Origin of the sequence: Gilvimarinus agarilyticus, from assembly GCF_000832015.1 — a bacterium.
Lineage (GTDB): Bacteria > Pseudomonadota > Gammaproteobacteria > Pseudomonadales > Cellvibrionaceae > Gilvimarinus > Gilvimarinus agarilyticus.
The window spans coordinates 2,393,259-2,420,046 of sequence record NZ_JXCJ01000001.1; the positions used below are offsets into that span (position 1 = coordinate 2,393,259).

28 protein-coding genes and 1 tRNA gene are annotated in these 26,788 nt (G+C 54.2%); 16 read left to right on the forward strand and 13 right to left on the reverse strand.

All coding sequences use genetic code 11. The annotated features are described in order from the left end of the window. Positions 1-3: 3 nt before the first annotated feature. The 4 genes from SD69_RS10255 to SD69_RS10270 all read right to left on the reverse strand — a co-directional run bounded on the left by SD69_RS10255 (position 4) and on the right by SD69_RS10270 (position 4,958). Complete coding sequence (locus SD69_RS10255) at positions 4-858, reverse strand: PP2C family protein-serine/threonine phosphatase (RefSeq protein ID WP_052481055.1); 855 nt, start codon at positions 856-858, stop codon at positions 4-6. Between the two features lie 281 nt (positions 859-1,139). Further along, positions 1,140-4,070 (reverse strand): insulinase family protein, encoded by a 2,931-nt coding sequence (locus SD69_RS10260; protein WP_041523151.1) that lies wholly within the window; start codon positions 4,068-4,070, stop codon positions 1,140-1,142. Between the two features lie 31 nt (positions 4,071-4,101). Continuing rightward, a complete protein-coding gene (locus tag SD69_RS10265; protein ID WP_041523152.1) occupies positions 4,102-4,680 on the reverse strand; it encodes a tRNA-uridine aminocarboxypropyltransferase in 579 nt (192 codons plus the stop codon). Beyond that, positions 4,677-4,958 (reverse strand): GIY-YIG nuclease family protein, encoded by a 282-nt coding sequence (locus SD69_RS10270; protein ID WP_041523153.1) that lies wholly within the window; start codon positions 4,956-4,958, stop codon positions 4,677-4,679. Before SD69_RS10270 ends, SD69_RS10265 begins: the two co-directional genes overlap by 4 nt. Before the next feature lie 39 nt (positions 4,959-4,997). Here SD69_RS10270 and SD69_RS10275 point away from each other — a divergent pair, with 39 nt between their 5' ends. Beyond that, positions 4,998-5,861, forward strand: coding sequence for a methyltransferase domain-containing protein (locus tag SD69_RS10275; RefSeq protein ID WP_232301176.1), 864 nt, complete (start codon positions 4,998-5,000; stop codon positions 5,859-5,861). Here SD69_RS10275 and SD69_RS19060 read toward each other — a convergent pair. Then, the gene (locus SD69_RS19060; RefSeq protein ID WP_041523154.1) at positions 5,845-6,333 is read right to left on the reverse strand and encodes a J domain-containing protein; all 489 of its coding nucleotides are present in this window, start codon (positions 6,331-6,333) and stop codon (positions 5,845-5,847) included. The two genes, SD69_RS10275 and SD69_RS19060, sit on opposite strands and share 17 nt — an antisense overlap. A 233-nt stretch (positions 6,334-6,566) precedes the next feature. Between SD69_RS19060 and SD69_RS10285 the strand changes: the two genes are divergently transcribed. The 10 genes from SD69_RS10285 (at position 6,567) to SD69_RS10330 (ending at position 15,813) form a co-directional block, all read left to right on the forward strand. After that, positions 6,567-8,276 (forward strand): hypothetical protein, encoded by a 1,710-nt coding sequence (locus SD69_RS10285; protein WP_157471655.1) that lies wholly within the window; start codon positions 6,567-6,569, stop codon positions 8,274-8,276. 11 nt (positions 8,277-8,287) lie between these two features. Next, a complete protein-coding gene (locus tag SD69_RS10290; RefSeq protein ID WP_041523155.1) occupies positions 8,288-8,830 on the forward strand; it encodes a hypothetical protein in 543 nt (180 codons plus the stop codon). Between the two features lie 147 nt (positions 8,831-8,977). Further along, positions 8,978-10,009: an agmatine deiminase family protein gene (locus SD69_RS10295; RefSeq protein ID WP_041523156.1), complete on the forward strand. Its 1,032-nt coding sequence runs from the start codon at positions 8,978-8,980 to the stop codon at positions 10,007-10,009. Continuing rightward, a complete protein-coding gene (locus SD69_RS10300) occupies positions 10,006-10,884 on the forward strand; it encodes a carbon-nitrogen hydrolase (RefSeq protein WP_041523157.1) in 879 nt (292 codons plus the stop codon). Before SD69_RS10295 ends, SD69_RS10300 begins: the two co-directional genes overlap by 4 nt. A 20-nt stretch (positions 10,885-10,904) precedes the next feature. Beyond that, complete coding sequence (locus SD69_RS10305) at positions 10,905-11,648, forward strand: GGDEF domain-containing protein (protein ID WP_052481058.1); 744 nt, start codon at positions 10,905-10,907, stop codon at positions 11,646-11,648. A gap of 24 nt (positions 11,649-11,672) precedes the next feature. Further along, on the forward strand, positions 11,673-12,152 hold the full coding sequence (gene bcp / locus SD69_RS10310; RefSeq protein WP_041523158.1) for a thioredoxin-dependent thiol peroxidase: 480 nt from the start codon (positions 11,673-11,675) through the stop codon (positions 12,150-12,152). Between the two features lie 300 nt (positions 12,153-12,452). Next, entirely contained in the window at positions 12,453-12,890 is a 438-nt protein-coding gene (locus SD69_RS10315; RefSeq protein WP_041523159.1) for a helix-turn-helix domain-containing protein, read from the forward strand. A gap of 133 nt (positions 12,891-13,023) precedes the next feature. Continuing rightward, on the forward strand, positions 13,024-13,356 hold the full coding sequence (gene yajC / locus SD69_RS10320; RefSeq protein ID WP_041523160.1) for a preprotein translocase subunit YajC: 333 nt from the start codon (positions 13,024-13,026) through the stop codon (positions 13,354-13,356). A gap of 57 nt (positions 13,357-13,413) precedes the next feature. After that, positions 13,414-14,412, forward strand: a complete 999-nt coding sequence (locus SD69_RS10325; RefSeq protein WP_041523161.1) for a 1-aminocyclopropane-1-carboxylate deaminase/D-cysteine desulfhydrase — start codon at positions 13,414-13,416, stop codon at positions 14,410-14,412. 45 nt (positions 14,413-14,457) lie between these two features. Then, positions 14,458-15,813: an alanine/glycine:cation symporter family protein gene (locus SD69_RS10330; protein WP_041523162.1), complete on the forward strand. Its 1,356-nt coding sequence runs from the start codon at positions 14,458-14,460 to the stop codon at positions 15,811-15,813. Positions 15,814-15,820: 7 nt separating this feature from the next. Here the strand turns inward: SD69_RS10330 and SD69_RS10335 are convergent, their stop codons facing one another. The 7 genes from SD69_RS10335 to SD69_RS10365 form a co-directional block, all read right to left on the reverse strand. Next, entirely contained in the window at positions 15,821-16,153 is a 333-nt protein-coding gene (locus tag SD69_RS10335) for a TusE/DsrC/DsvC family sulfur relay protein (RefSeq protein ID WP_041523163.1), read from the reverse strand. Positions 16,154-16,155: 2 nt separating this feature from the next. Next, positions 16,156-16,464 (reverse strand): sulfurtransferase complex subunit TusB, encoded by a 309-nt coding sequence (tusB, locus tag SD69_RS10340; RefSeq protein ID WP_041523164.1) that lies wholly within the window; start codon positions 16,462-16,464, stop codon positions 16,156-16,158. Further along, the gene (tusC, locus tag SD69_RS10345; RefSeq protein ID WP_041523165.1) at positions 16,464-16,823 is read right to left on the reverse strand and encodes a sulfurtransferase complex subunit TusC; all 360 of its coding nucleotides are present in this window, start codon (positions 16,821-16,823) and stop codon (positions 16,464-16,466) included. The genes tusB and tusC overlap by 1 nt, the downstream gene beginning before the upstream one ends. Before the next feature lie 4 nt (positions 16,824-16,827). Continuing rightward, on the reverse strand, positions 16,828-17,220 hold the full coding sequence (gene tusD / locus SD69_RS10350) for a sulfurtransferase complex subunit TusD (RefSeq protein WP_041523166.1): 393 nt from the start codon (positions 17,218-17,220) through the stop codon (positions 16,828-16,830). Positions 17,221-17,271: 51 nt separating this feature from the next. After that, entirely contained in the window at positions 17,272-17,967 is a 696-nt protein-coding gene (locus tag SD69_RS10355) for a Bax inhibitor-1/YccA family protein (protein WP_041523167.1), read from the reverse strand. Between the two features lie 251 nt (positions 17,968-18,218). Continuing rightward, positions 18,219-18,309 (reverse strand) — tRNA-Ser (locus SD69_RS10360). Between the two features lie 147 nt (positions 18,310-18,456). Beyond that, a complete protein-coding gene (locus tag SD69_RS10365; protein WP_041523168.1) occupies positions 18,457-21,702 on the reverse strand; it encodes an Rne/Rng family ribonuclease in 3,246 nt (1,081 codons plus the stop codon). A gap of 731 nt (positions 21,703-22,433) precedes the next feature. Between SD69_RS10365 and SD69_RS10370 the strand changes: the two genes are divergently transcribed. Both SD69_RS10370 and SD69_RS10375 read left to right on the forward strand, forming a co-directional pair. Then, positions 22,434-23,441 carry an RluA family pseudouridine synthase gene (locus SD69_RS10370; protein WP_052481377.1) on the forward strand — a complete coding sequence of 336 codons (1,008 nt, stop codon included), beginning with the start codon at positions 22,434-22,436 and terminating at the stop codon, positions 23,439-23,441. A gap of 22 nt (positions 23,442-23,463) precedes the next feature. Beyond that, the gene (locus SD69_RS10375) at positions 23,464-24,117 is read left to right on the forward strand and encodes an HAD-IA family hydrolase (RefSeq protein WP_041523169.1); all 654 of its coding nucleotides are present in this window, start codon (positions 23,464-23,466) and stop codon (positions 24,115-24,117) included. 18 nt (positions 24,118-24,135) lie between these two features. Here SD69_RS10375 and SD69_RS10380 read toward each other — a convergent pair whose 3' ends face one another. After that, positions 24,136-24,726, reverse strand: coding sequence for a Maf family protein (locus SD69_RS10380; protein WP_041523170.1), 591 nt, complete (start codon positions 24,724-24,726; stop codon positions 24,136-24,138). Between the two features lie 226 nt (positions 24,727-24,952). Here SD69_RS10380 and SD69_RS10385 point away from each other — a divergent pair, with 226 nt between their 5' ends. From SD69_RS10385 to plsX, 3 genes are all read left to right on the forward strand, one after another. Continuing rightward, positions 24,953-25,495 carry a YceD family protein gene (locus SD69_RS10385; RefSeq protein WP_041523171.1) on the forward strand — a complete coding sequence of 181 codons (543 nt, stop codon included), beginning with the start codon at positions 24,953-24,955 and terminating at the stop codon, positions 25,493-25,495. A gap of 64 nt (positions 25,496-25,559) precedes the next feature. After that, positions 25,560-25,742 (forward strand): 50S ribosomal protein L32, encoded by a 183-nt coding sequence (rpmF, locus tag SD69_RS10390; protein ID WP_041523172.1) that lies wholly within the window; start codon positions 25,560-25,562, stop codon positions 25,740-25,742. Positions 25,743-25,768: 26 nt separating this feature from the next. Continuing rightward, positions 25,769-26,767, forward strand: a complete 999-nt coding sequence (gene plsX, locus SD69_RS10395; protein ID WP_052481059.1) for a phosphate acyltransferase PlsX — start codon at positions 25,769-25,771, stop codon at positions 26,765-26,767. Positions 26,768-26,788: the final 21 nt, after the last annotated feature.

Genomic DNA, 26,788 nt, shown 5'->3' on the forward strand with positions numbered 1-26,788 from the left:
GTATCAGTACAAAGTCCAGTAGAGCAGGGCCACCAACACGCTAATGGCGGCCAGATAAATAAAAGTATCGAGGCGGCGGCTGTGACTAAATACCGGCACCCAATGGGATAGCTTTTCCAGTAGCGATGGCGTGTGTTTGGGGGCCGCGATGATTTGCAATGTGATGTTATCCCGCCCACCGGCATTGAGCGCGGCTTGCATCAGAGCACGGGTGGCATCGCGCGGCGTTTTACAGCGCTGTAGGATTTGCGCAATGTCGGCGTCACTCAGCTCGTCGGTTAACCCGTCGCTGCACAGCAACACCCACTGCTGCTCTTGCCACTGGCGTTCGATATGGTCAACGGTCACAGTGTCCAGCTCTTGTGAGCCCAAACACTGGGTAATGATGTTGCGATCCGGGTGCGTGTGCGCCTCGTTAGCGGCAATGGCGCCGGACTCCAATAGCATTTGCACGTAGGAGTGATCACGCGTTAATAGCTCTAATTCACCCGTGTTGCGGCTGAACAGGTACGAGCGGCTGTCGCCAACCCAGGCAACTTGAAATTGCTCGGGGTTGCTACGCAGCGCCACGACTGTAGAGCCCATACCCTCGGCGCCCACGCCACTGGCTACCGCATTCAGTACAGCGCGGTGCGCCGCTTGAATAGTATCAGGCAGTGGCTGATTGGGTTTTTGCTCGAGGGTTTTACGAACTATTTCACTGGCGACTTCGCCCGCTTCATGACCACCCATGCCGTCGGCCACCATCCACAAAGAGTGCGCAGGAAGACTTAAAAAGCAATCTTCATTGTTGCTGCGCTTACGTCCCGGGTTGGTGACGGAGCTTGATTCCAAATCCTGTATGGGTGAGTGCTTCATCCTGATTTCGGGCCTTAGACCTCGTTCGGGCGGTACGTGGTTGTTATTGCGCGATCAATCCAGAGTAATACCGCCATCCTTTATTCATGGAATAGTACCCTAAAACCCTAAGCAGTTGCTTATATTTCCACGTAAGCGCCAATGTTTATGGCGTACGAGTATGACACGGACAACCACGGCACTGAATAGGACGCAGCTCGCAACAAGCTGAACAACTGCGCCGCAAACGCCAATAGTAGAACAGCTGGTCGCTAAAAACCACGACCAGTGCTCACTGACAATTACAGGGTTTTGATACTGAAGCCGGCATCGGCCAATGCCTCTTTATTGCCAGCGCTGGAGATAACGGCGGTGCTGGCTTTGTCCGGCTGCAAATAGGCTTGGGCAACACGCTTAATGTCGTCACCGGTTACCTGCAAAATGCGTTGACGAAACTGCTCGCGCAGCTCGCGGGTGCGACCAAACAACTCGGCCTGAAACGTTTGTTTAGCTTCGCCGGCCGGTGAGGCGGGTTTATCGATGCTGCTTACCACCCCCAAAATAGACTGTTCGATCTCGCTTGGGTCGATAGGCTGCTCTTCCAGCCAGCTGAGGGCGCTGTCAAAGTCGTCGAGTGTCTCGCTCAGGCGTGGATCGCGGTAGGAGTAAAAGCGAAATACGCCGTTGTTGTTGTCCTGACTGGCACCGCCGCCGTAGGCGCCGCCGCGCTCGCGAATCGCGCGGTGTAAATAGGCATTACGCAGTACGCCGGCCAATACGGTTAGGGCCGGGGCATCCGCGTGATCGGCGCCTACGGTGGGGTAGGCTTTGGCACAAAAGTTAACCTGCGTATTGGTTAGCCATGCCTCTTTTACTTGCTGTGGCTTATGCGGCACCTGCAGTGGGGCAAAGCTGGTTTGGCTGGCCAGCGGCCAGTAGTTTTCCAGCAGTTGGCGGTAGTGGGGCAGCTGCTCGTCTTCGCCCACTAGCAAAAATTGGCGCGGAGCGGGTTTAATTTTTTCGTGCATGGCTTGTAGCGCGCTGGACAATGCCTCGCGGCCAGCCGAGTCGGCCAGTGAGTCATCCAGTACTTTTAATTCTGTGAGCCCGCCAAGGCCGCCAAGGTCATGGCTGATTTTAGCGCCTGGCGTCATGCCCGCTGAGGCAGCGGTCATTGCCAGCACGTGGCCACTTCCGGGCACGCCTTGCTCGCGACGCGCGCGCGATTGCGCCACCAGCTCGCGTAACCGGTCAAGCTCGTCAAAGCGTGCTTGGTGCAAGGTGCGGTGAATAAGCTCGGTGGTAAGCTCGGCATTTTTTGCCAGCGCCTTAGCCGATAACACCAAGTAACCGTCAAGCTCGTGGGGGTTGTTGCCAGTGCTGCGAATTGCCGCTTTGGCGGTTAATGAGCCAACTCGCTGCGCCTGCAGGGTTTGCACTGCCAGGTAGTCTAAATCGCCCAGCCCAACCTCAGTGAGCGCCAAGGCGTAAATCGGCAGTAACTGCAGCTCTTGCTCGCTAAGCTGCGGCAATTTGATCACGACTTGCTGATACAGCAAACCGTTGGTGCCGGCGCCGTAGCTACGCAGTGGGTAGCCGGCGATGTTTTCGTGGCTGCCTGGGGTGTAGTGCATCTCGGCTGGAATATCGGCGAGCGTTACCTGTGGCAAGATGCTGTCGTCTTCCTGCAGGGTTTGGCGCGCTTCCAGGGCGCTGGCCTGCTTGACGATGGCTTCGCTTTCGGCGTCGCTTAGCGTTGCCTTCATCGCGGCCAGTTTGGCTTGCTCGGCCGCTTTAGCGCGGGCCGACATCTGGGCGTCGGGGCGCAGCGTTAAGGTGACCCGGTGGGTGTTATCCAGCAGCCACTCGCGCACCCGGCGCTGAATAAAATCTGGCTCGGCTACGGTTTTACGAACCCTCGCCAGGGCGGACTCTAAATCCAGTTGGGCAACGGTGTCGCCACGATGGGTGGCGGCGGTTAAGGCCGTCATAATCAGTTGCAGGCCGTAGGGGAAGCCGTCGCCGCCAACTTCGCGCTGGGCCAGCTCTAACTGATGCAGCGACGATTCGATTTGCTCGGTGGGCACGCCATCGTTGGCCACTGCCGTCAGGGTGTCTAAAATCATTTGTTCTACGGCTTGCGTGCTATCACTGGCGCAACCTTCCAGGCCGCAGACAAAGCTCATCTCAAATTGACTGTCGTCCAGGCCGCATAAAGGCGACGGCGCCTGGCCCAAATCGGTTTGCTCCAGCGCCATGGTTAGCGGGGAGGCGCTGTTATCAAATAGCACGCTGGCCAGTAAGTGGGCTTCTAGTGCGGCCTCCAGATCGGTTACCTGGCCCAACAGCCAGCCCATTACTACGTGTGTTTTGTTGTCTTTAGAGGCGCTGTCGGATTCATCGAGATCCAGTGGGTAGGCGTCTTCGACCCGAATGGGCGCGTGCAGGCGTTTTTCGGGTTTGACGGCAATGGTGTTGTCGAGTGCTTCAAACTGGGCCAGCGCCTGCTCGTGAAACTTGGCCTGATGTTCAGCCGCGGAGATATCGCCGTAGGTCATAAATACGGCGTTGCTGGGGTGATAGTGATGCTTATAAAACGCCTGCAGGTCGGCATAGCTCAGATCGGGGATATGCTCGGGCTCGCCGCCGCTGTTGTAATGGTAAGTACTGGAGGGGAATAAGTGGCTCGCGAGCTTTTGCCACAGCTGCGATGGCACCGAGCTCATGGCGCCTTTCATTTCGTTAAATACCACGCCTTTATAGGTCAGCTCTGAGTCGGGGTTGTTCGCCTCGGCAAACTCCAGGCGGTGGCCTTCCTGAGCAAAATCAAGAGGGTCTAAGTTGGCAAAAAAGACCGCGTCCAGATACACGTCTAACAGATTGTTAAAGTCTTTGCGGTTTTGGCTGGCAAAAGGGTAAGCGGTCCAGTCCGAGCTGGTAAAAGCATTCATAAAGGTGTTGAGCGAGCGCCGGGTCATCATAAAAAACGGGTCTCGCACCGGGTAGCGCTTACTGCCGCACAGTGCTGTGTGCTCTAAAATATGCGCGACCCCGGTAGAGTCGGTAGGCACCGTGCGTAACGCCACTAAAAATACATTCTCGTTATTGCTTGAAGCGAGGTGAATATGCTGTGCGCCGGTTTTGCGGTGGCGGTACTCTTCGACCGTCAGGTTTAACGACTCTAATGATTTACTGCGTAAATGCTCAAATTCGGGGTGCTGATGTGTACTCATAGATTACTCATGGTTGGTGGCCCGCTTGCGCTTAGCTCCGGTTGGGGTCAAAGCTTGCCAAGTGGTTCATATAATCGGTAAAGGCGGCTAACGCCGGTTGGCACAGGGTGGCGTTGCCCTCTAATTGTTGCAGAGCGTAACAACTTGCTTCGAATGTGGAAAGCTGATTGAGCTTGGCGGCGCTGCGGATACTGTACAGGCTATCGGGTGTTTCAGTAAGGCTGACCCGTGGCAAAGCGGCCAGCGCCGGATTGAGAAACAACATTTTACGGCTCTTGCGCCAGGTCGCATCAAGCACGACTAACCGCTCTACGCGCTCAGGCACCGCCTGTTTGGTCTCCGCAGTGGCTGTATCGGGCAGGCTTGGGTAAAGCAGCGCGGTATTGGGCGTTAACAGGGTTTGTGCGGTTGCCGGGTCGAGCGTTTCGGCTATATGCAAGCGGCACAAGCGTAAATTGCGCGCCAGTAGCTCGCCGGTATTTTTAGGGTGTTGATGTTCATCCGGGTGCTGCACCAGTAAAACCTCTATCTGGTTAGCAATAGGGCAAATGTAGTCACACAAGCAGCGCGTCTGGGGCCGCTGGCAGCTTGGGCACAGGCGGCGGCTCATTCGGCGGGCACTAATACAGGTAGTGGCACGGGAGAGCTAGTCGCAATCAGGGCCTCTTTGGCCGGGCGGGCAAGCTTTTTAATGGCCGCCTCGCGGGCGCTGGCATCGGCCCGATTGGCAAACGACTCTAAGCGGCACAGCTTTACCGGCTTACAGGTACGAAAGAATCGCGCGCCTCGCACACCGCTGGCGTGTTCTTGCCAGCGGCGGTTTATGTCCGTGGTAATGCCGGTATACAACTTGTTGTTGTCGCTAAGGATAATGTAGGTGTACCACATGGATTAAGGGCGGCTTGCATAAGGTATAATCCTGCCATTATGCCCGATCGGGGCGCCTTTCGGTACCGCACTATTATGCCCATTGAGTCCAGCCACCAGGATCGTAACTTTGATGATTTAGCCGGTCGTTTTAGCCGCAATATTTACGGTGGTTTAAAAGGTCAAATTCGTCTGGCCGTATTGGCGCGAGATTTTGCTGAGTTTTTACCCATCGCCCCTTATGTACCGCTAACACCCGATAAAACCCTTAATATTCTCGATGCCGGTGGTGGCCAGGGGCAGTTCTCACTGCCGTTGGCGGCGGCTGGGCATTCGCTCACCTTGTGCGATATCTCGGCCAACATGCTCAAAATAGCTGAGCAACAGGCCGCGGTATTAGGGGCTAGCGAGCACGTGCAGTTGCTGCAGTGCCCCGCGCAAGCCGTGGCAGAGTACTTGCCAGACGCTACCGCGCCGTTCGATTTGGTTATATGTCATGCCGTGATTGAGTGGGTGGTAGAGCCTTTTGCTTTGCTCGATCACCTGTTGACACTGCTGCGCCCCGGTGGGCACTTATCGCTGATTTTTTACAACAAGCACGGGTTGATTTATAAAAACCTGCTGCGTACCAATTACAAAAAAATCAAAAGCGACGATTACCGTCCCCACCGTGGCAGCTTGACGCCGATCAACCCCGCAACCCCAGAGGCATTGCTGCAATACGCGGCGAGCCGTGAGCTGGAAGTATTGTGTCACAGCGGTATAAGGGTGTTCTACGATTATATTCTGGACCCGGAGCAGCGCCGGCGGGAGGAGGTTACCGTGCTGGAGCTAGAGCAGAAGCTCTCTCGCCAGCAGCCTTATCGCGATCTAGGGCGCTACGTACATTTATTGTTACAAAAGCCGTTTAGCTCAGCGCCTTAAGCACACAGGTTTTGGCCGCGTTGATCCGGGCCGCTAAGTAATCGTTGCCGCCGCGATCCGGGTGCAGCTTTTGAATCAGCCGCTTGTGAGCGAGCTCCACATCATTTTGAGTAAGCGTGCCTGCTTGATAACCGTCTTTTAGGCCAAGTGTGAGCAGCGCCTCTTCTAAACTGATATTGCTGTTTTGGCTATCGGGCGGCGGACTTTGCGCCGCTTTGTGACGCTGTAAAAAAGGTAAAAACTGTGCGGCTAATCCCAGTAACGTCTTGCCAAGTGGTATTAAAGCCCCAAGTACCGCGCCCAGCCAGTGAATCCGCCCGGTAATGGCTAAAAATACCAAAGTAACGACCAGTGCGCCGATCAATAACCGCGTGACGGCCTGGCGCTTTTTACCCGGCGGTAGCTTGCGCAGCCAGGAAACGCCAAAAAACAGCAGTGCCAATAGTGCGATAATGGGGATCAGACGAAACACCGTGGACTCCGTTGGGATTTTTGGCTAAAAGGTTGGGTAACTTTACCACTGTTTATCGGGTATCGCTAAGGCCCGGTTACGGTAAACAATCTCTGCTCAGTTACGGCTAGTACATAGCGGCGAGCTGTGTGGTCGCACATGTAGTAAAACTTCGTTAAGCTTGGAGCTTAACTTTTGATCCCTCGCAGGCTTTTATTAAAGCACTGGGAGCCTCGGTAATGCCTGGTGCTAACATGATTTTTACAAACCTTGCCGTTAAACCTGAGGGGGCGTATTGGCTACCTTGTTGGCTGTCGCTCGTAAAAACCTGGTTGTTTGTTATCAGTGCGCTGCTGCTGAGTGCCTGCGGTGGTGGAGGGGGCGGCGATTCCGGCGGCGCTATTATCTCGTCGTCTTCTGTAGCCACTTCCGTATCGTCCAGCAGCACATCAAGCTTTTCGAGCTCGTCATCCAATTCGGTTTACATCAGTGGTTCGGTAAGTTACGACTTTGTTCCGGTTCGTAAAGCTCAGGGGCTCGACTATAACGCCACGGCGCATAAGCCCGTGCGCGCGGCGAAGGTCAATTTGATCGATGAGGCGGGCGCAGTGGTGGCTACTGCGCAAACCGATCAGCAAGGGCACTACACGTTGACGTCACCGCGTGACCGTCAGGTTAAAGTTCAAGTCGAGGCTTATAGCTATGCCGATGCCGCCCAGCGCTGGGAAATTCGTGTTGAAGATAATACAGCGAATAATGCGCTTTATGTGCTTGAGGGAGAGTTGCTAAATAGCGGCCAGTCAGACTCAATGCGTGATTTACACGCAGGCTCGGGTTGGGACGGTAACCAGTACAGTCAACCGCGCGCGGCAGCGCCTTTTGCGATACTCGATACGGCGTACCGCTCGATGCAATCACTGCTTGAGGTCGATCCGAACCTGACGTTACCTACCAGTATTTTTCGGTGGTCTGAAAATAATACCGTAGCCATTGGCGATTATGGCGACGGTGATATTGGTACCAGCTTTTACAATGGTGCTGCAGTTTATGTGTTGGGGCAGGCTGGGGTGGATAGCGATGAATACGACGCCCATGTTATTGCCCACGAGTGGGGGCACTTTGTCGAGGTGCAGTTGGGTGGCCGCTCAGATTCTATCGGTGGCGACCACTCTATTACCGATAGGCTCGATATGCGGGTGGCCTATTCTGAGGGCTTTGCCAATGGCTTTTCAGCTTACGTATTGGCTGACCCCGAGTACCGCGATACATTTGGCTTGAGGCAGGCACGTTCATCAGGTTTTGATGTGAGTTTAAAAAATCCGGCCGTACGGGGGTGGTACAGTGAGTCATCGATTCAATCAATATTTTATCACCTTGCGGAGTTTGGTGCCTTCGATGCTATTTACTCGGTGTTTAGTGACCTCCGCTATGAAACTATCCCCGCGTTTACCAGTATCTTTAGTTTTGCTGAGCTCCTGGCGGAGCTAGACCCGCAAGCGTTTGCTGAACTAGACAGGCTGATGAATCAGCAACTTATTGTGAGTCGCGACGCTTATGGTGAGGCAGAGACCAATAACGGAAGCACACAAGGCGCTTTACCTGTGTACGTTAACTTGGTGGCAGGTGGCCGCGCTGTAGTGTGTAGCTCGCAGCAAAATGGTCAGCAAAATAAATTAGGTGTGCACGCGTTTTTAGCAACCACGATATTCGCATCTGGCCAGTATCGATTACTGGTGGAAAATAACGGCGAGCGCGCTGCCGAGACCGACCCTGACATCGTGGTAAACGGAGCAGGAGAGCGCTGGGTAGGTTTGAGTGCGCAAGTGGATGCCGAATCGCTGGATTTGAATATGCAAGCGGGCGAGCGCTATGCCATCGCGGTTACCGATTACCAGAATCACGCTGATGCACTAACGCCAAATTACCAGCCGGCGTGTTTTAATGTCTCGCTTACGTCAATTTAGAGGTTGTTGTCATGATTAAGCTTGTGCCGTTATTGTGCTTTGCCTGGCTGTTGGCCGCTTGTAATGGTTCTGTGGATAGCGCCGGTGCTGACAGCTCGGTCGTCTCGGCAGAGGTGCTCAATACGGCGCAAGTGGGTTCAGTCATTGGTAAGCCGGCGCTACCGGTAAGGTTATTGCACCCTCGGCAACGAGTGGATGTAGGGGTTGTGACAGAGGTTGATTTATCGCTGGTCACGGATTTGCCGGAGACAAGCTTTCGGGTAAGTATTTCGCCAGACTCGGGTTTGTCAGTGGTTACAGGCTCTTTAGAGCAAACTTTAAACAGCGCCGACACTCTTGATGCGATGCTCATGAGTCTTGAGGTGCGGGCCGATTACCCCGGCAAGTACTATATTAACCTCGAGGTCGTTAACAGTGGCGGCGCCACCGGCCTGGACCGGCGGGCGTTAGCGCTTGTGGTGCTGGCGGGCCCTACGGAGGCCAAAGCGTTATCGGCAGAGCCTAAAACCATACCTGAAAAGCGCGTATTACCGGCCCAGGAGCGCGTTTATTAGGGTACCTTTACGTGCCGTCGGCGTAGGCTTTAGCGGTTGCCCGAGGGGGTAATTACTTTTACTATTCGCAGCTGTATTGCCAGCCCCGCTCCGAGCGGCTGGCGCCTACCCGTCATCGCGCCCAGGCGCATCACGTAAGAGAGCAGAATGAGTCAATATCGTCTAATGGCCGAATGGGAGCCCCAAGCGGCGGTCATGCTGAGTTGGCCCCACGAGGCAACCGACTGGCAGCCTCTGCTGCATTCTGTTTATCAGGTTTATGCCGAGCTTGCCTGGCACATCTGCCGCTATAGCCGCTTATTGATAGCGGCTCCGGCCTCCAGTCATAACACGATTGCCGAACTGCTTGCTAAACGCGGTGTCCCGCACGATGTTGTGCGTTTATACGATGTCGATAGCGATGACACCTGGGCCCGGGATCACGGCCCTATCACCGTTGCGAGCGATGCCGGTTTTAAGTTGCTGGATTTTCAGTTTAACGGCTGGGGTGGGAAATTCGATGCCTCTCTCGATAACGCCATCTCTGGTGCCTTAGCTCGCGCCGGTGCTTTTATGGCACCTCTTGAGACGATAGATTTTGTTTTAGAGGGCGGGGCGATTGAGTCTGACGGCGAGGGTACTTTAATGGCTACTCGCGAGTGTTTGCTGAACTCAAATCGCAATGGCGCTGTCAACCAGACAGACGTTGAGCAAGTACTGCAACGATATTTTGGTGTAAGCACCATTAACTGGCTGAGCTCGGGCTTTTTACAGGGCGATGATACCGATAGCCATATAGACACATTGGCGCGGTTATGTCCCAGCAACCGTATTCTTTATGTAGGCTGCCCCGACCCTGAGGATGTTCATCATCAGGCATTGGCTAAAATGAAAGCCGAGCTGCATGAATTTCGCAGTGCGAGTGGTGCAGCCTACGAGCTTTATGAGTTGCCGTGGCCCGAGCCGGTTTACTCGGCAGACGGTGAACGTTTACCGGCTACCTACGCCAATTTTTTAATTTTAAACGGTGCGGTTTTAGTCCCAACCTACCAGGATCCGTCAGACGCGCTTGCATTGCGCACTGTAGCTGAGGCGTTTCCGGGCTATGACGTGGTAGGTATTGATTGCCGGGTGCTGATTGAGCAACACGGCAGCTTGCACTGTATTACCATGCAGTTACCTGAGGGGGTTGTAGTATGACAGTACTTAACGTCGGCGTGGCGCAGCACGCCTGTAGTGACGATCTTGCGGCAAACCTTGCAACGAGTATCTCAGCGATTCGTGAGGCCGCTGCACAAGGTGCGCAACTGGTGGTGTTGCAGGAGCTGCACCGCGGTTTGTATTTTTGTCAGCGTGAAGACGTCGACGAGTTTGAGTTAGCGGAAACGATTCCCGGGCCGAGTACCGACTCATTAGGAGCCCTGGCTAAAGAGTTGGGCATTGTTATCGTAGCGTCTTTGTTTGAAAAGCGTGCGACAGGTTTATATCACAACACCGCTGTGGTACTCGAAACCGACGGTACAATTGCCGGGGTTTATCGCAAGATGCACATTCCTGACGATCCGGGTTTTTACGAGAAGTTTTATTTTACCCCGGGTGATTTAGGTTTTACGCCTATTAACACCTCGGTTGGGCGATTGGGGGTATTGGTTTGCTGGGATCAGTGGTTTCCCGAGGCCGCGCGTCTCATGGCCATGGCTGGTGCCGAGCTCCTTATTTACCCTACCGCCATCGGTTGGGATCCTACCGATGACAAAGCCGAGCAGCTTCGCCAGCGCGATGCCTGGGTAACCGTGCAGAGGGCCCATGCGGTTGCCAATGGCGTACCGGTTATTAGCGTAAACCGCGTTGGACACGAGGCCGACCCGGAAGGTGGTGCCGGCATTCAGTTTTGGGGCAATACCTTTGTCGCTGGCCCCCAGGGCGAGCTGCTGCTTGAACTTGGCGCAGAGGCAAAAACCAGAGTGGTAGCAGTCGATATGCAGCGCTCTGAACACGTGCGCCGTATCTGGCCATTTTTACGGGATCGACGTATTGATGCCTATACCGATCTTACGAAACTCTACCGTGACTAACGGGCAGCGGGAGTTGTTTTTTGTCTGATGTAAATCGGCCTGTTGAGCAATGTGTTGCCAGTGAGTCTAGGTGCGCTTACCGCGATGAGTTGGTGCAGTTGCGCGAGGATGTTGCGCGATTAAAGCGCGATTCGTTAACTGATGCCTTGACCGGCTTGTTTAATTACCGCCATTTTGAGGCGGTGTTAAATCAAGAGGCAGAGCGAGTTCACCGTAGCGGCTTACCGATGGCACTGATGTTGTGTGACCTCGATCATTTTAAATCCATGAATGACCGCTATGGCCACGAAGCGGGTAATCGTATCTTACAAAAAGTCGCCGGTATTATAGATTCACAATTGCGCAAGCTTGATATCGCTTGTCGCTATGGTGGCGAGGAGTTTGCCGTAGTGTTACCCGGCACGAGCCTGGCTCAGGCCGTTGCTGTTGCTGAGCGCGTGCGGGCAGCTATCGCCGAGTCCGTGTTTGAGTTGCCCTCGGGTGAACAAGTTGGCGCTACGTTAAGCTTGGGCGTTGCAAGTCTCAACGATAAGCAAAATATACTCCCCGCTGAGCTGGTTGCTCGTGCCGACGAGCAGTTGTATTTGGCCAAAGCGCGAGGGAGAAATTGTGTGGTGGCTCCCGCAGTTGCGGATGTGCCGGATCAGTATGCACCGCTGGTAACCACCGATGAGAAGGCGGCTTTATTTTCTACGAATACGACATGCGATGTGACAGTCGATACCTCGGCTAAAGCCGATGACGATATGTCATCTTCTTCGTAGCTATTCACACTAAAGGAGTGTTTTATGAGCTTCCCAAAACTGGGTAATCTTGCCCCCGCATTTACCTTGCAGGATCAAAATGGCAATAAGGTTAGCCTAAAAGATTTTCGTGGTAGTAAGAATGTGGTGCTGTACTTTTACCCTAAGGCGATGACCCCTGGTTGTACCACTCAAGCTTGTGGGTTGCGTGACGCGCAGGCTGACTTAGACAAGCTTGATGCCGTGGTTTTGGCGGTTAGCCCCGACCCGGTGGCACGCCTGGCAAAGTTTGTCGATAAGCACGAGCTTAACTTTACGCTGTTGTCCGATGAGGACCACGCCATTGCCGATAAATACGGCGCATGGGGTTTAAAGAAGTTTATGGGGCGCGAGTATATGGGCATTTTGCGCACGACGTTTTTTATTAACAAAGAGGGGCGGCTGACTCATATCTTTGACAAGGTCAAAACCAAGACACACGATCAGGATGTGCTGGCTTATTTGGCAGAGCTCGAGAGCGCCTGATTTTTGGTGAGATCGACTAGCAATGTGTGACTCGGCGCAAGAATTCACTCGTTAGTCGCAATTGTGTTAATAAAAATACGCCAGATAGCCTATAATCTTGGCTCGTAGGCAGACGCCAGCGTTAGAGCGTGTCCCCTTATAGCAGATCTTTCTATTGGCGCCTGTTTCAGCGCCATAGGGGTCTTAAAGTAACGGGTAAACACATTGCCAGCATTGCTGCCACCCTTTATATTAATGTCTGCCAATTAACAGTGTCGTTAAAGGCAGGCGCTAACCAAGGCCCGGCACAAGGAGAGCCCAATGATTCAGCTACAGCGACTTAACCCACAGGTTACCGATGAGGACGGATTTGCCCGATCCGGAATCCGCTCGTACCATGAATATGTCGTACTGGCCAAGCTGCCAGAGGTTGAAGGTGTGTCAGATCGAGTGCTGGAAGCACTGCAAAAGCGGGTAGGCCACGCACCTATGGCCATCGAGCATATTGCAGACGATTTAAATCTCTCCAAACGCACCCTGCAACGGCGCCTGCAGCAGCAGGGCGCCAGCTTTGCTCAGCTGCGCGATAGCTTGCGTTTTCATTACGCGATTAAATATTTGATTGATGACCACATGAGTGTCGATTCGGTTTCATCGTCACTGGACTTCTCTGATCGCACCAGCTTTACCAACGCCTTTAAGCGCTGGACTAATTTGTCGCCCAGCGTGTTTCGTAAGCTGTTTCGCGATTACGCTTAATCCTTTCTGTCAGGGGTCGCCCAGCCGGTGGCCCTTACCCTTTGATTTAACCCCCTAGGCGCGTCATCGGCGTTGGCAAAATCCGCCAAACACGGTAGAGTTACGCCTCTTTTAAGCTAATGAGGTTTTACCTATGGGTTTCTTTGTACAGTCCGCTTGGGCACAAGGTCAGGCAGCTCCACAGGGCGCGCCAATGTACGTCAACTTGTTGATGTTTGGCGGTCTGTTTTTGTTCATGTATCTGCTTATTATTCGTCCACAGCGCAAGCGTCAAAAAGAACACCAAAACTTGGTTTCAAGCTTAAAAAAGGGCGATGAGGTTCTACTAACCAGTGGCATGCTGGGTAAAATTCTTAAAGTAGACGAGAATTACGTTGTTTTAGAGACCGGCGCTAACATTGAGCTGAAGTTTCAAAAATCCGCGGTTCACGCAGTACTGCCAAAAGGCACTGTTAAGTCCATTTAAAGGATTACCGCTTTGTAGTACAGTGGCCAGTAGTGTCGTTTAGCAACGGAGAGCACCATGCCTAAAGGCTTAGCGTACCCCGATCGACTCTCACTGGCCCAGCTTCCCACCCCGTTACAACCTCTCTCTCTTCCTGGCATTGGCGAGCACCGCTTGTGGTGCAAACGCGATGACCTTACTGGCTGTTTGTTAAGCGGTAATAAAATACGCAAATTAGAATTTGTGATTGCCGAGGCACAGGCGCAAGGTGCCGATACCCTGATTACCTGTGGCGGTTTGCAGTCTAACCACTGCCGCGCAACGGCCCTGTTAGCGGCTCAGTTGGGTTTTGGTTGCGAATTAGTACTGCGCGGTGACGAGCCGCAAGTGGCTGACGGCAACCTGCTTTTGAGCCAGCTGGCGGGCGCAGCCATCAGCTATCACCCGGTACGGCGGTTTCAGCATCATTTACCACAGTTGCTGCAAGAGGCCGCCGATCGCCAGCGTGCGGCGGGGCGTACGCCTTATGTGATACCCACCGGAGCGAGCGATGGTGTGGGCGTTTGGGGGTATATTGCGGCGGCGGAAGAGCTTGCCGGGCAATTCGCCGAGCGTGGTATTACCGAGCCATTGGTCGTTTGTGCGACGGGCTCCGGGGGCACTTTGGCGGGCTTAGCGGCTGGTCTGAACTTGTTTTGTCCGGGTGCTCAGGTGTTGGGTGTCGCGGTGTGTGACGATGCCGATTACTTCTACCGCCGTGTGCGCGAGGATCTAAATGCGTGTCGCAAACGGTACTCTCAGGTGAATATCCCCGAGCCGGAAAACTATCGGGTGGTTGAAGATTATATCGGCCCAGGCTATGCGCAAGGTTACCCAGAGGTGTTTGAGACGATCGCGACTGTAGCGTGCGGCTCTGGTGTTGTACTGGACCCGGTCTATACCGCTAAAGCTTTTTATGGAATGCTTAAAGAGCTACGGTTAGGCCATGTCACGGCACGTGATTTGGTGTTTGTGCATACCGGCGGTATCTTTGGCGTATACCCAGAACGAGCCGCGCTAGCGAGTGCAGCGCAATAAGCGTGCGCCCTGAATCATAAACGGTTTCTCTAAGAGGCAAGTACCATGGAAGAGTTACACAGCGTATTAAATGGCATTAGCGGTGTGGTATGGGGCCCGCTGATGCTGCTGTTGCTTGTGGGTACCGGGGTGTTTTTAATGCTGCGGCTAAGAGGCTTCCCGCTGCGGCGCCTCGGTACGGGCTTTGCGTTGTTGTGGCAAGGACGGCGTAAACAGGGGGCGGGCGACGTCAGCCCCTTTAACGCGTTGATGACAGCGCTGGCTGCAACCATCGGTACCGGCAATATTGTCGGGGTAGCCACAGCCATAGGGCTGGGCGGCCCAGGAGCGTTATTTTGGATGTGGTGCAGTGCTTTAGTGGGCATGGCAACAAAATACGCTGAGGCTGTGTGCGCGGTGCACTATCGCGAAAAAGATACGGATGGCCACAGCGTTGGCGGCCCAATGTATTACATCAAAAATGGCCTGGGTTCACGCTGGGCATGGCTTGGAACTTTGTTTGCCATATTTGGTTGCGCGGCGGGGTTTGGTATTGGTAACACCGTGCAAGCTCACTCGGTAGCTGACGCGCTGCATGGTGATTTAGCCGTGCCCAAAATGGTGACTGGATTGGTGCTAATGGGGCTGGTTGCCGTGGTACTGTTGGGAGGTGTAAAGCGCATTGCCCAGGTAGCGGGGCGGTTGGTTCCTTTTATGGGTATCGCCTATATCGTTTGCGGGGTGGTGGTGATCGTGATGCACGCCGATGCAGTTCCACAAGCTCTCGGGTTAATCTTTGACAGTGCATTCAATGGCCAGGCGGCGGCCGGTGGGTTTGCCGGCGCCGGTGTCGCTATGGCAATTCAGTTTGGTGTGGCCCGTGGCGTTTTCTCCAACGAGGCAGGGCTTGGCAGCGCGCCTATCGCTCATGCGGCGGCCGCAACCAATAACCCAGTGCGTCAGGGAATGATTGCCATGCTGGGCACCTTTATCGATACGCTAGTCGTTTGCTCTATTACCGGTATTGCTATTGTGGCTAGCGGTGCGTGGCAGGGGGAGGCCAAAGGGGCTCTAATGTCGCAAGCCGCGTTTGCCAGTGCACTGCCGTTTGGTGAGTTGTTTATTAGCTTGGCGATCGCGTTGTTTGCGTTTACAACCATGCTGGGCTGGAGTTATTACGGAGAGCGATGCGCGCAATATTTATGGGGCATAAAAGCCATTACGCCTTTTCGTGTGGTCTGGGTGCTGGCAATAGGCGTGGGCGCCATGGCAAATTTATCGCTGGTTTGGATTGTGGCTGATATTTTAAATGCGCTGATGGCGATCCCTAACTTAATCGCGCTGTTTATGTTGTCGGGTGTCGTGGTCACTTTGACACGCCAGTACGCTAAGGCAAAACCTGCGTCCGATAACGAGCCGTAACGTTACGTTAAAAACAGTTGGCTGGGCGTGGCAGCCCGGCAATTTTATTAATCATTAGCGCGGGGTGCGGCGGGAATAAGCCCATCAAGTAAATGCTGCGGCCTTTCTCTTTGCCTAGCCGTTGTTGGGTGTAGCGCACTAACGCGCGGCTTGCCGGTGATAGCTCAAACTCACGATAAAACGCCTGTACTAACTCGATAATCTCCCAGTGCGCATCGCCTAGGTTGATGTGCTCTGCGGCGGCTAGTGCTTGCGCGACCTCAGGAGTCCAGTCCTCCCGATTAATCAGGTAGCCGTCTTTATCGAGTGCAGGCAGGTTGGGGGTTACAGTGGTACTCATTCTTAATACCAGCTTTGAACCGTCGTGTGTTGGCAGCTTAACTCTACAAAGGCAGGGTAATTGGCTATTGCGATGCCTTGTGCTATTTGCGATTGCAGCCCTCGCGCCATTAGATCGCTCTCTAGTGCGTATACTTTAATATCGCGCTCGATAGCCCTTTGCAGTAACTTGAACGTAGGGGCAGAACCTAACGCGCCGTAGGTGCCATCTTCAATAAGCAACACGGAATCGCCACTCGAGCAAATATTGAGGCATGAGTGCAAAGACTGGTCGCTAAAAGGCGACTTATTGACGGTGTGTAATGTACTCATTAAAAACTTAGCAGGTGATCCTGCTGCGCGATTAATTGCTGGACTTGTTCGTCATTTAACCACTGAACCGTATCGATGCAAAGTGCCTCGGTGTTTAATCCTCGTTCAACAGCCGACCTATGATGAGCGTAAACCCTCTCAACTCCAAACATTTCCAGCGCACTCAGGTTGCGAGCCAGACTTTTTTGTTTGTTGGCTTCGGGCTGTTGCGCCGGGGTGAGCTGCCAAATACCTTCATCCATTAAGAGTAAATTTACCGGCTGATCGAACGCCGCGGCGGCTAAAACCGTTTCGAGCGCTTCACGGGCTAATGCACTGCTATAGGGGGGGTGGCGACTAATACACAAAATAGATTTCATAGCGCTAGGCACCAAACGTCAGCACTCGATCGGAGGCCGCGCTAGCCTCAATCAGCTGTCCCAGGCCGCTCAACTCAAAACCTTGGGCAATGTTGTCGCCGCTTTTTTGGTAGCGTTCTGCCTCTGTGGTGTCTAGTAGGCCCCGACGCAACGCGGCGGCAATGCATACCACCGCATCGAGTTGGTGTTCTGTTATAAATTGTTGCCAGCTGGCGGGTAAGTCGTGCTCGTCCTGCGGTGGGGCGGCTAAACGTGTGGCATTGTGTACGCCATCGGCGTAGAAAAAAAGCCGGTAGATGGTGTGGCCGTTGGCGAGTGCGGCATGTGCAAAGGCCAGAGCAGTTTGGCTGGCGCTGTCGCTGTAGGGGGCGCCGAGAATAACGAGGGTGAATTTCATGGTTAAAAAGAAAGCCCCTTGCGGGGCTTTGCTAGTGTTTGTGATTTGGGCTTAGTCGTCTGCCGCGCCCAACAAGTGCAGTAGGCTGGTGAAGATATTAATGATCGCCAGATAAAGCGACGTGGTAGCCAGCAGGTAATTGCGCTCACCGCCGTGAATAATGGCGCTGGTTTGATACAAAATAATCGCCGACATTAACAGTACGATACCTGCTGAGAACACCAAGCTAAATATCGGCATGTGGTAACCAAACAGTGATGCACCCAACAGCAGTAGCATGCAGCCGATCATGATCATCATGCCCATGGCGATAAAGCCGCCCATAAAGCTGAAGTCCTTGCGGGTTACCAAGGCGTAAGCAGACAAGCCTAAAAAGGTAAAGGCGGTGCCGCCCAGTGCCTGCATAACGATTGTAGAGCCGTTGCTGGCGGCTAGGTAGTGGTTAATGATTGGCCCTAAGCCGGCGCCAATTAAACCGGTAAAGGCAAACACCACACCGAGGCCGGCGGCGGAGTTGGCTGTGCGCGGCAACGCAAACCAAATAAGCCCCATGGCAACCAGAGACATTATTAGGCCGGCACCGTGGCTTAAGTTAACGGCCATAGCAATACCGGCAGTAACTGCCGAGAAAGCGAGGGTAATGCTCAGCAGCAAATAGGTGTTGCGCAAAACACGGCTTACTTCTGTGGCATCAGCCTGTGTGGCCGAGCCCATGTGCGTATTAGCGGCAGTGCGTACGTGTTGCATTTAATCTCTCCAAGCTAAAGTGATAGTACCCAATGATACAAGCTTACTTGTTTAAAACAAAGGCCCAATGCAGCGTAATGGAATCGCTTTGAGGCGATCGTTAGACGCCTCGAGCGAAACATTGGTTCCTTCGATAATATGGGGGCTAATTGCGTTTTTTAAAGTATAAGGTGTAGGCGGGTGTCGCTAAAAAAGGGGCATAAAAAAAGCGCCAACAAGGCGCTTTTTTTACAGCTGCAAGCAGCTCGATATGGCGGAAGGGCAGGGATTTGAACCCTGGGTAGGCTATTAACCTACGCCGGTTTTCAAGACCGGTGCATTCAACCACTCTGCCACCCTTCCGAAGTGGGGCAGATTATACATAGGTTTTTAGCTTGAGCAAGAGCTCAGAGAGAAAAAGTTGAGGTTTTTCGGTTACTTGGGTGAATGCTGTGCAATCTGAGGGAAAATTACCCGAACCAGCAGGACGCTGGTTCGGGTAGTCAGAGTTTAAGACTCTGTAGAGGCGCCTTTGGCGACCCGGGGGTCGTTACTTGGGCGTTCGAGCTTGCGCGGGTTGTGACCCACTCGCGAGGGCTGGCTGGTGTCCAGCGCCCGGGGTAGTGGGCGAGTGCGGGTTTCGGTAAGAATCCGCACAGCCGCTACCGGCTTGGGTGAGATTCGTGGATCGTTGCCCGCTCGGCTAAAAGTGCGAGCCGCTGGCTGCTCGCCGTTTTTTCGGCTAATGGCAACCTTTGATCTGGCGGCGTCCGGTGCAGCTGACGCTTTCGGAGCGTCTGCAGTGGCGCCCTTATTGCTTTCTGGTGCATCGGGCGCTTGCGCGACACTTTTGACGCTTTGTGCGTCAGTAGTGGCTGTCGCGGTATTTACCTCAACCTGACTGGCTTCCGGCTCGCGGGTTTTCTCGCTAGTGCTTTCTTCGCTAACGGTGGTATCGCCTGCGTTGGTCTCACTGCCAGCTTCTGGCTCGGTTTGCTCGGCAGTAGGTGTCACAACTGCTGCGGGCTCAGTAGATTCCGCTTTGCTCTGCTCTGCGGTCTTTTCTGAGTCAGCTTTGGCCGCGGCTGCCGGCTGCTCTGCCTTTTGCGGCTCGGCCGCTTGGCTTGGGCTTGGGACGGCTTCAGGCTCCGCTGGTTTAACGGTGGTGGGCTCAACGAGGCGGCTTACTTGCTCCGCGCTGTCTTCTGCCTGCTCCGTTTTGCGCGTTGCCGGCTTTTTGTCAGTGACTTCTTGCTGCGGCTTACGCGGCTCTTGCGCGGCTTTAGGCTGCTCCGCTTGAGTGCTGGCATCCGCTTCTGGTGCAGCAGGGCGTTGCTCCGCTGCCGGGCTTTTGGTTTTAGCCTGACGAGTGTTTTGCTCACCGTTTGGCGCTTTGTCTTCGCGCTGCTGGCGCTCGGCTGCCGGCTTTTTGTCCGCCTCAGTCAAATTGCTCGCTGCAGTGTTGGCCTCATTCGTGGGCTCCGGTGTTGAGCCGGCATTAGCTTGCACATCGCTCGCTTGCGGGTTGCTTTGCTCGCCATCTTCACGGCGACGGCGACGTTGATTGCCACGACGACGACCCGAAGGGCGCTTGGGTGGACGCTGCTCGCTCGACTGATCGGCGTTTTCCGGGCCGTTATCGCTATTTTCCGCCGCAACGTTTTGCTTGGTGGCGGCGTCATCCTGTTGCTGATTGCGCGGCGCATCATCGTTGTTGCGGTTGCGATTACGGTTGCGATTACGGCCGCGGCGACCGCGACCACTGCGTGATTCACCGCGCTCGTTGCCGCCGTTGTTGTCAGCGTTACCGTTGGCATCTTTGGTGCGTGCATCGGCACCGCGAGGCTCAGAGTTTTCGTCTTTTGTCTCGCTGCTTTTACGCTTGTTGTCGGCGCCTTTTTGCGGCTTTTTACCTTGTGGGTCGCGTTCGTCATCGCGCGGGCCGTTACGGCGTTTGCCGCCGCGGCGTTTGCGGTTTTGTGACGAGCGGTTGCGATCGTTGCGTTGTTCGCCGCCTTTGCCTTTTTGGTTTTTGCCCTTACCTTGATTTTTGCTCTTGTCGTCTTGCTCGTCGGACTCGAACAACTCCTGCAGCCAGCTAATCAGGCGGCTGACTAAGCCCGGCTCTGGTTTGGCGACAGGGGTCGGGGCTTGCTGCAAGGGTGCGGTTGGTTTTACCAACGGCTGGGGCAGTTTAACCGGCGCTTCTTCGGTGATGGTCTCGTGCTCAATGTGCTCTTCTGAGGCGACGATCTTGTAGCTGGTTTCCAGTGTGCCTTCGTCGTCATCGCGCAAGCGTTGCACTTCGAAGTGTGGGGTGGTCATTTCGGCGTTGGGTACCACAACCACGCGAGTGCTGTTGCGCTGCTCAATGTTGAAAATCGTTTTACGTTTTTCGTTGAGCAGGTAAGTCGCGACTGAGGTGGGCGCAATAGCGCGAATCTCGGCGCTGCGCTCTTTTTGCGCTTCGTCTTCTACTAAACGCAAAATAGACAGGGCCAGAGAGCGAGTGCCACGAATGGTGCCTTGGCCATTACAGCGAGGGCACACTTTTGAGTGAACTTCACCGAGCGATGGCCGCAGGCGCTGACGAGACATTTCCAGTAGCCCAAAGCGCGAGATGCGGCCAATCTGTACTCGTGCGCGATCCATTGCCAGCGCATCGCGAATGCGGTTTTCGACTTCGCGTTGGTTGCGGCTCGACTGCATATCGATAAAATCGATAACCACCAAACCGCCCATGTCACGTAGGCGCAATTGGCGTGCAATTTCGTCGGCCGCTTCAAGGTTGGTTTGGGTGGCGGTTTCTTCGATGTCGCCGCCCTTAGTGGCGCGTGACGAGTTGATGTCGATAGACACCAGTGCTTCGGTGACGTCGATGACAATAGAACCGCCCGACGGAAGTTTTACTTCGCGCTGGAAAGCCGTTTCGATTTGGCTTTCGATCTGATAGCGGTTAAACAGCGGGATGTCGTCTTCGTAAAGTTTTACCCGGCTGCCAAAGTTGGGCATAACCTGCTGAATAAATCCAGAGGCAAGCTCAAAAGACTCTTTGTTGTCGACAATAACTTCGCCCACGTCCTGACGCAGGTAATCGCGAATGGCGCGGATAATAACGTTACTTTCCTGAAACAAAAACGCCGGGGCTTTGGCTTCCTTGGCGCCCTTGTCGATCGACTCCCACAGTTGCAGTAGATAGTTTAAATCCCACTGCAGTTCTTCGGCGCTGCGGCCAACACCGGCGGTGCGAATAATAATGCCCATGCCGTTGGGGATTTCGACCTGGCTCAGAGCGTCGCGCAACTCGGCGCGATCTTCACCTTCAATACGGCGCGAAATGCCACCGGCACGCGGGTTGTTGGGCATAAGCACCAAGTAACGTCCGGCAAGGCTGATAAAGGTGGTGAGGGCGGCGCCTTTATTGCCACGCTCTTCTTTATCTACCTGAATAATAACTTCAGTGCCTTCTTTGACGACGTCTTTAATTTTGACGCGGCCTTCACTGTCGTTAGGGGATTTGCTGAAGTACTCGCGGGAGATTTCTTTGAGGGGCAAAAAGCCATGACGCTCAGCGCCATAGTCGACGAATGCAGCCTCCAGGCTGGGTTCCACTCGGGTGATGCGGCCTTTGTAGATGTTGGCCTTTTTTTGCTCGCGATTACGGTTTTCGATGTCCAGGTCGTACAGCCATTGGCCGTCAACCAGCGCAACACGCAACTCTTCAGGTTGGGTTGCATTAATAAGCATTCTTTTCATGCGTTTCCTAGTCTTTTCGTTGGGCGCAGCGTGCCCACGCGACTGTCAACGCTCCTGTGTTTTGCACAACCATATAGACTGCCGTGCTACATCCTGCTCACGTCAGCGGTTGTTGGATCCTTATTGAACTTCGTCGTCGACCCGAGCCAAAGGGCTGTTTTGGGGCCGAAATGTCAATATTAATCGTTAACCGTATGTACCAGTTTTTGCCCGGGTTTACCCGGTAACGCCTAATTTAGGCTGTTAAGCACAGCCTGCCTGTTGCAGTTAGTTGTTGCAGTTAGGGCAGATACTGCCGTTGTTACCATCAACACTCAGAATCGGTCTTTGAGTCTTTCGTCGGGGCCTCGAGCTAGTGCTCGTAGGGCCGGTTCATGGTTTAACTTCTGCCAGCAATAGTTTGGTATTCAAGTTACAAAACACATTCAGCGGATCAGTCGCATTGCGCTTGCTGCGCAATGGTTCCGGTGCTCGCGCGGGACCGAGACATTGTGTCGTCGATAGCAGCGTGCGTCACACCCTTCATCATTTCGCCGGATCTGTACACAATTTGTGTTTAAAAACAGAGCCTTAGCTGGCAGCGGTATTTCCTCGCGACACGCCTAAAACGCTATGTCCGGAAACCTGCCTGTCCCAGCTGGCTCGAATATAACAGCTAAAGCAATACCCAGCAAATCAATTCGTGGCCTGTAAGTAACTGTTTTGTATCGATTGCTGCTATTATGCCGGGCATGAGTAATCAGCCAACTGTAGCGTTCGACATCGACGAGCGCTTTTCGCAAGTTCAGTATTTAGATGTCGACGCTGACCAAGCCGGCCAGCGTATCGACAATTATTTGGTGGCGCGCCTGAAGGGCGTGCCGCGCACCCACGTCTATAAATTGCTGCGCAAAGGCGAGGTGCGGGTTAATAAAGGGCGTATTCGTGCCGATTATCGGCTAAAGGCCGGAGATCTTGTTCGCTTGCCCCCGCTCAAAGTCGCGCGTAAAGCGCCACCCAAGCAGCTGAGCCAGGGGCTGGGGCGTGTACTTGAAAAGGCCATCCTGTTTGAGAATGACGGGGTGCTGGTGGTTAATAAGCCGCCGGGCCTGGCTGTGCATGGTGGCAGCGGGGTGGACTTGGGGTTGATCGAGGCTTTGCGTCAGCTGCGTCCGGAGGCGCGTTACCTGGAGCTGGTTCACCGGCTAGATCGCGATACATCCGGTTGCATTATGGTGGCCAAAAAGCGCAGCTTCTTACGCCATTTACAGCAGTCATTGCGGGATAAGTCGGCCGGCCGGGGTGGGATCGTTAAGGTGTATCAGGCGTTGGCGCTGGGTAGTTGGCCCAAGCGTTTGGCAAGGGTTAACGCACCATTATTAAAGCTTGAGCAAAATGGCGGCTTAGAGCGCATTGTTAAGGTGCACCCAGAGGGCAAGGCGAGCGTTACGGAGTTTGCGGTGTTGCAGCGCTACCGTGACTACACCTTGATAGAGGCCCGGCCAATTACGGGGCGAACTCATCAGATTCGTGTTCATGCCCAGTTTAAGCAATGCCCCTTGGCTGGAGATGATAAGTACGGGGATGACAGTGCTAATCGTGCACTGCAAAAACTTGGCCTAAAACGGCATTTTTTGCACGCCAGCGCGCTGGAGTTTGTATTGCCGGGGGATTCATCCGCGACTCGGGTTGACGCCCCCCTGTCGGACGATCTTGCGGCGTTGTTGCAGTTGATCGAGGCGCAAAAGCTTCCTGGTTAGGGAGGCTGACTGGAGGTTGAATTTGCTTTATATCTTTGACTGGGACGGCACCTTAAGTGATTCCACGGGCACTATCGTAACTGCCATGCAGCGCGCAGCGGAGGACTTAGGGTGGCAGCGGCCCGAGCGAGATGCGGTGCGCAATATTATAGGCCTGGGTTTACCCGAGGCTCTACAGGTGCTTTATCCCGGAATCGAAGCGCCGACGGCAGAGCGGTTGCGAGCCCTTTACAGTGAGCATTTTCTGGCTATTGATCAGGCTGAGCCTGCCCAGTTTTACCCACAGGTTATGGAGTCGCTGGAATCGCTGCGCGGTGATGGCCATCAGCTGGCGGTGGCGACGGGTAAAAGCCGCCGGGGGCTTGATCGGGTGTTTCAGCGATTGGGGCTCGAGGGTTATTTCCACGCCAGTCGCTGCGCAGATGAAACCGCCTCAAAGCCCGACCCACGAATGTTGCACGAGCTGCTGGAGCACTTTTCTGTGCCCGCCAATCAGGCCGTCATGGTTGGGGATACAGAGTATGATATGGAGATGGCGCGCCGGGCCAATATGCCGCGTATCGCGGTAAGTTATGGCGCCCATGAGGCAGTGAGGCTGCACCCATACGAGCCGGCCCTCTGCATGGATTGTTTCTCGGAGATTTTGCAGTGGCAGCTTACGCCGCAAAGCGTTTAGCGCGTTTGCGGCCAGTTGCTAACGGTTGGCGCTAAGCGGGTCTAGCCCTGCCAGGCTCAGCATTTCGGTCAACTTTATAAGCGGTAGCCCGATAAGGGTATTCGGGTCGTCGCCCGCGAGCGATTCAAACAAGGTGATTCCCAGTCCCTCGCTTTTAAAGCTGCCAGCACAGTCGAAGGGCTGTTCTCGCTCCAGATAGTTGCGCAGCTGGTCGTCGCTTAGCTCGCGAAAACTGGCCTGATAGGTCTCGACGCTTAGCTGCTCGCTATCGTCACGGCTATTATAAAGGCATAGGCCGGTATAAAAAGTGACGGTTTTGCCTCTTGAGCGCTGGAGCTGCCCGAGGGCATTGGCAAAGTTTCCCGGTTTGGTAAGTTGTGACCCCTCAAGCCAGGCCACTTGGTCTGAGCCGATAATAAGAGCGTTGGGATGCTGTTGTTTTAATGCGCGGGCCTTGCTGCGCGCCAGTCGCTTGGCTAGTGCAACCGGTGCTTCGTCGGCTGTAGCGGATTCATCGATGTCAGGCGAGTGTGCGGTGAACTCGAGCCCGAGCTTGCCCAGTAGCGCTTGGCGATAAGGTGAGCCGGAGGCGAGAATAAGAGGTTGCATGGCTGGGTGGCTTCCTTTTATGCGGGTGTGTTTAACCGATGCTGACTTGCGTGTGTTTGTGGGTCTATTTTAACGCAAGGTGGGTGCGTATTTTAGTGCAGAGTAGGCGGTGTGGTGAGGCCGGCCAGCCGCAAGGCCAAAAAAATGAGCCAAAAGCCCGAAATAGTGGGCCTGGGAGCTATTTTTCTTTGACAGATGCGCTTTCGATCCCTATTATTGCGCGCTTATGTCTCAGCCATCCTTTAGTCAGCCTCTGCCACGGCAGGGAGATCCGCGAAAATATGCCCAGCAGGGCATTGAAATTACGGGTTTTGTTGATTTAAAGCAGCTGCCCAGAGTGGCAACGGCAGTGGCTGATGAGAATGCAAGGTTTGCGGTTGTTCTGTCGTTTAGGATTGATGAAGAGCGCAAGCGAGTGGTGCAGGGCAGTATTGAAGGCGAGGTGGGGCTAACCTGTCAGCGCTGTTTGGATACGGTCAGAGTGCCCTTGGTGTGTGCGGTTAATCTCGGCATTGTCTGGGATGAAGAGCAGGCAAAAACCTTACCGCGAGATCGCGATCCGTGGATTGCAGCAGAGGGCCCGGCGGACTTCTACGATATGGTCGAAGAAGAGCTGCTGTTAAGTCTGCCGCCGGTCGCTTATCACGATCACGCATGTGTACCCTCCGAGCACTTTGAAAGTAAAGCGCCCGAGATAGGGGCTCAAGAGCAACCGAAACAAAACCCGTTTCAAGTTCTGGAGCAACTTAAAGGAACGCCGAAAAAATAGAGGGTGTTATGCACTTTCTTTGAGGCGCCCCAGCTTCAGTTTTTTGTTATATAGGAGTTAAATCATGGCCGTACAGAAAAGTAAAAAGACTCGTTCCAAGCGCGGTATGCGTCGTTCACACGATGCGTTGACTGGGCCGACCTTGTCTGTTGATCCAACCAGTGGTGAAAAGCACCTGCGTCATCACGTGAGTGCCGACGGTTTTTACCGTGGCCGTAAAGTGATCGACATCGCATCTGACGAGTAAGTATTGCACAACAAGACGATTTTCCATTGTCTGAGCCAATACGACTAGCTGTAGATGCTATGAGCGGGGACTTCGGTCCCCGCATTGCTATCCCCGCGGCAATTCAATTTGCCCGCACCTTCCCCGATGTTCAGTTGCTGCTGTTTGGTCAGCGCTCTGCGATGGCGCACGAGTGTTCAGCCCCTATTCCTGTCAATATTAAGTTTGTCGAAACTCCCGATGTGGTTGCGATGGATGCCGATCCTCGTCAGGCTTTGCGGCAGGGGGATGGTTCGTCCATGTGGCAAGCGCTACAGGCGGTTGCCCAAGGTGACGCCCATGCGTGCGTGAGTGCCGGCAATACGGGTGCGCTGATGTTAGTGAGTCGTAGAGTGGTGGGGATGATTGGTGGCGTCGAGGTGCCTGCTATTTGCAAGGCGATGCCGGTACGCTCGGGATTAACCCTGATGCTTGACTTGGGTGCCAATATTCACTGCAGCAGCTCGCAGCTTTTACAGTTTGCCACCATGGGCAGTGTGCTGGCGCGAGCGAGCGGTGTTGCCGAGCCGCAGGTGGCGCTGTTAAATATTGGCACTGAGGCAGGTAAAGGGACTACCACGATCCGTGATGCCGCCACCTTGCTGGCTCAATCCGATGATTTTACCTACGCCGGTTTTGTGGAGGCTGATGCCATCTACAGTGGTGCGGTGCAGGTGATTGTCTGTGATGGCTTTAGTGGCAATATCGCGCTTAAGGCGAGCGAAGGGGTGGCGCGGTTAATTGCTGGGCGGATTGAGGAAAGTTTTAAGTCAGGCTTTGGTCGTTTAATCGCGCCGCTTGCCTGGCCGCTTATTCGGCGCTGGCGCGCAGAGTTAAACCCTGACGCCTACAATGGTGCAATCTTGGCGGGTTTGGCGGGTACAGTTATCAAAAGTCATGGTGGCGCCTCGGTGGCGGCTACGGTGAATGCTTTACGCCTTGCGTACGAGCAGGCAGAGTTTGATTCAATTGCAAAAGTGGCGCATGTACTTGGTGGCGCCAAATAAATATTTATCAGTTTGGAAGAG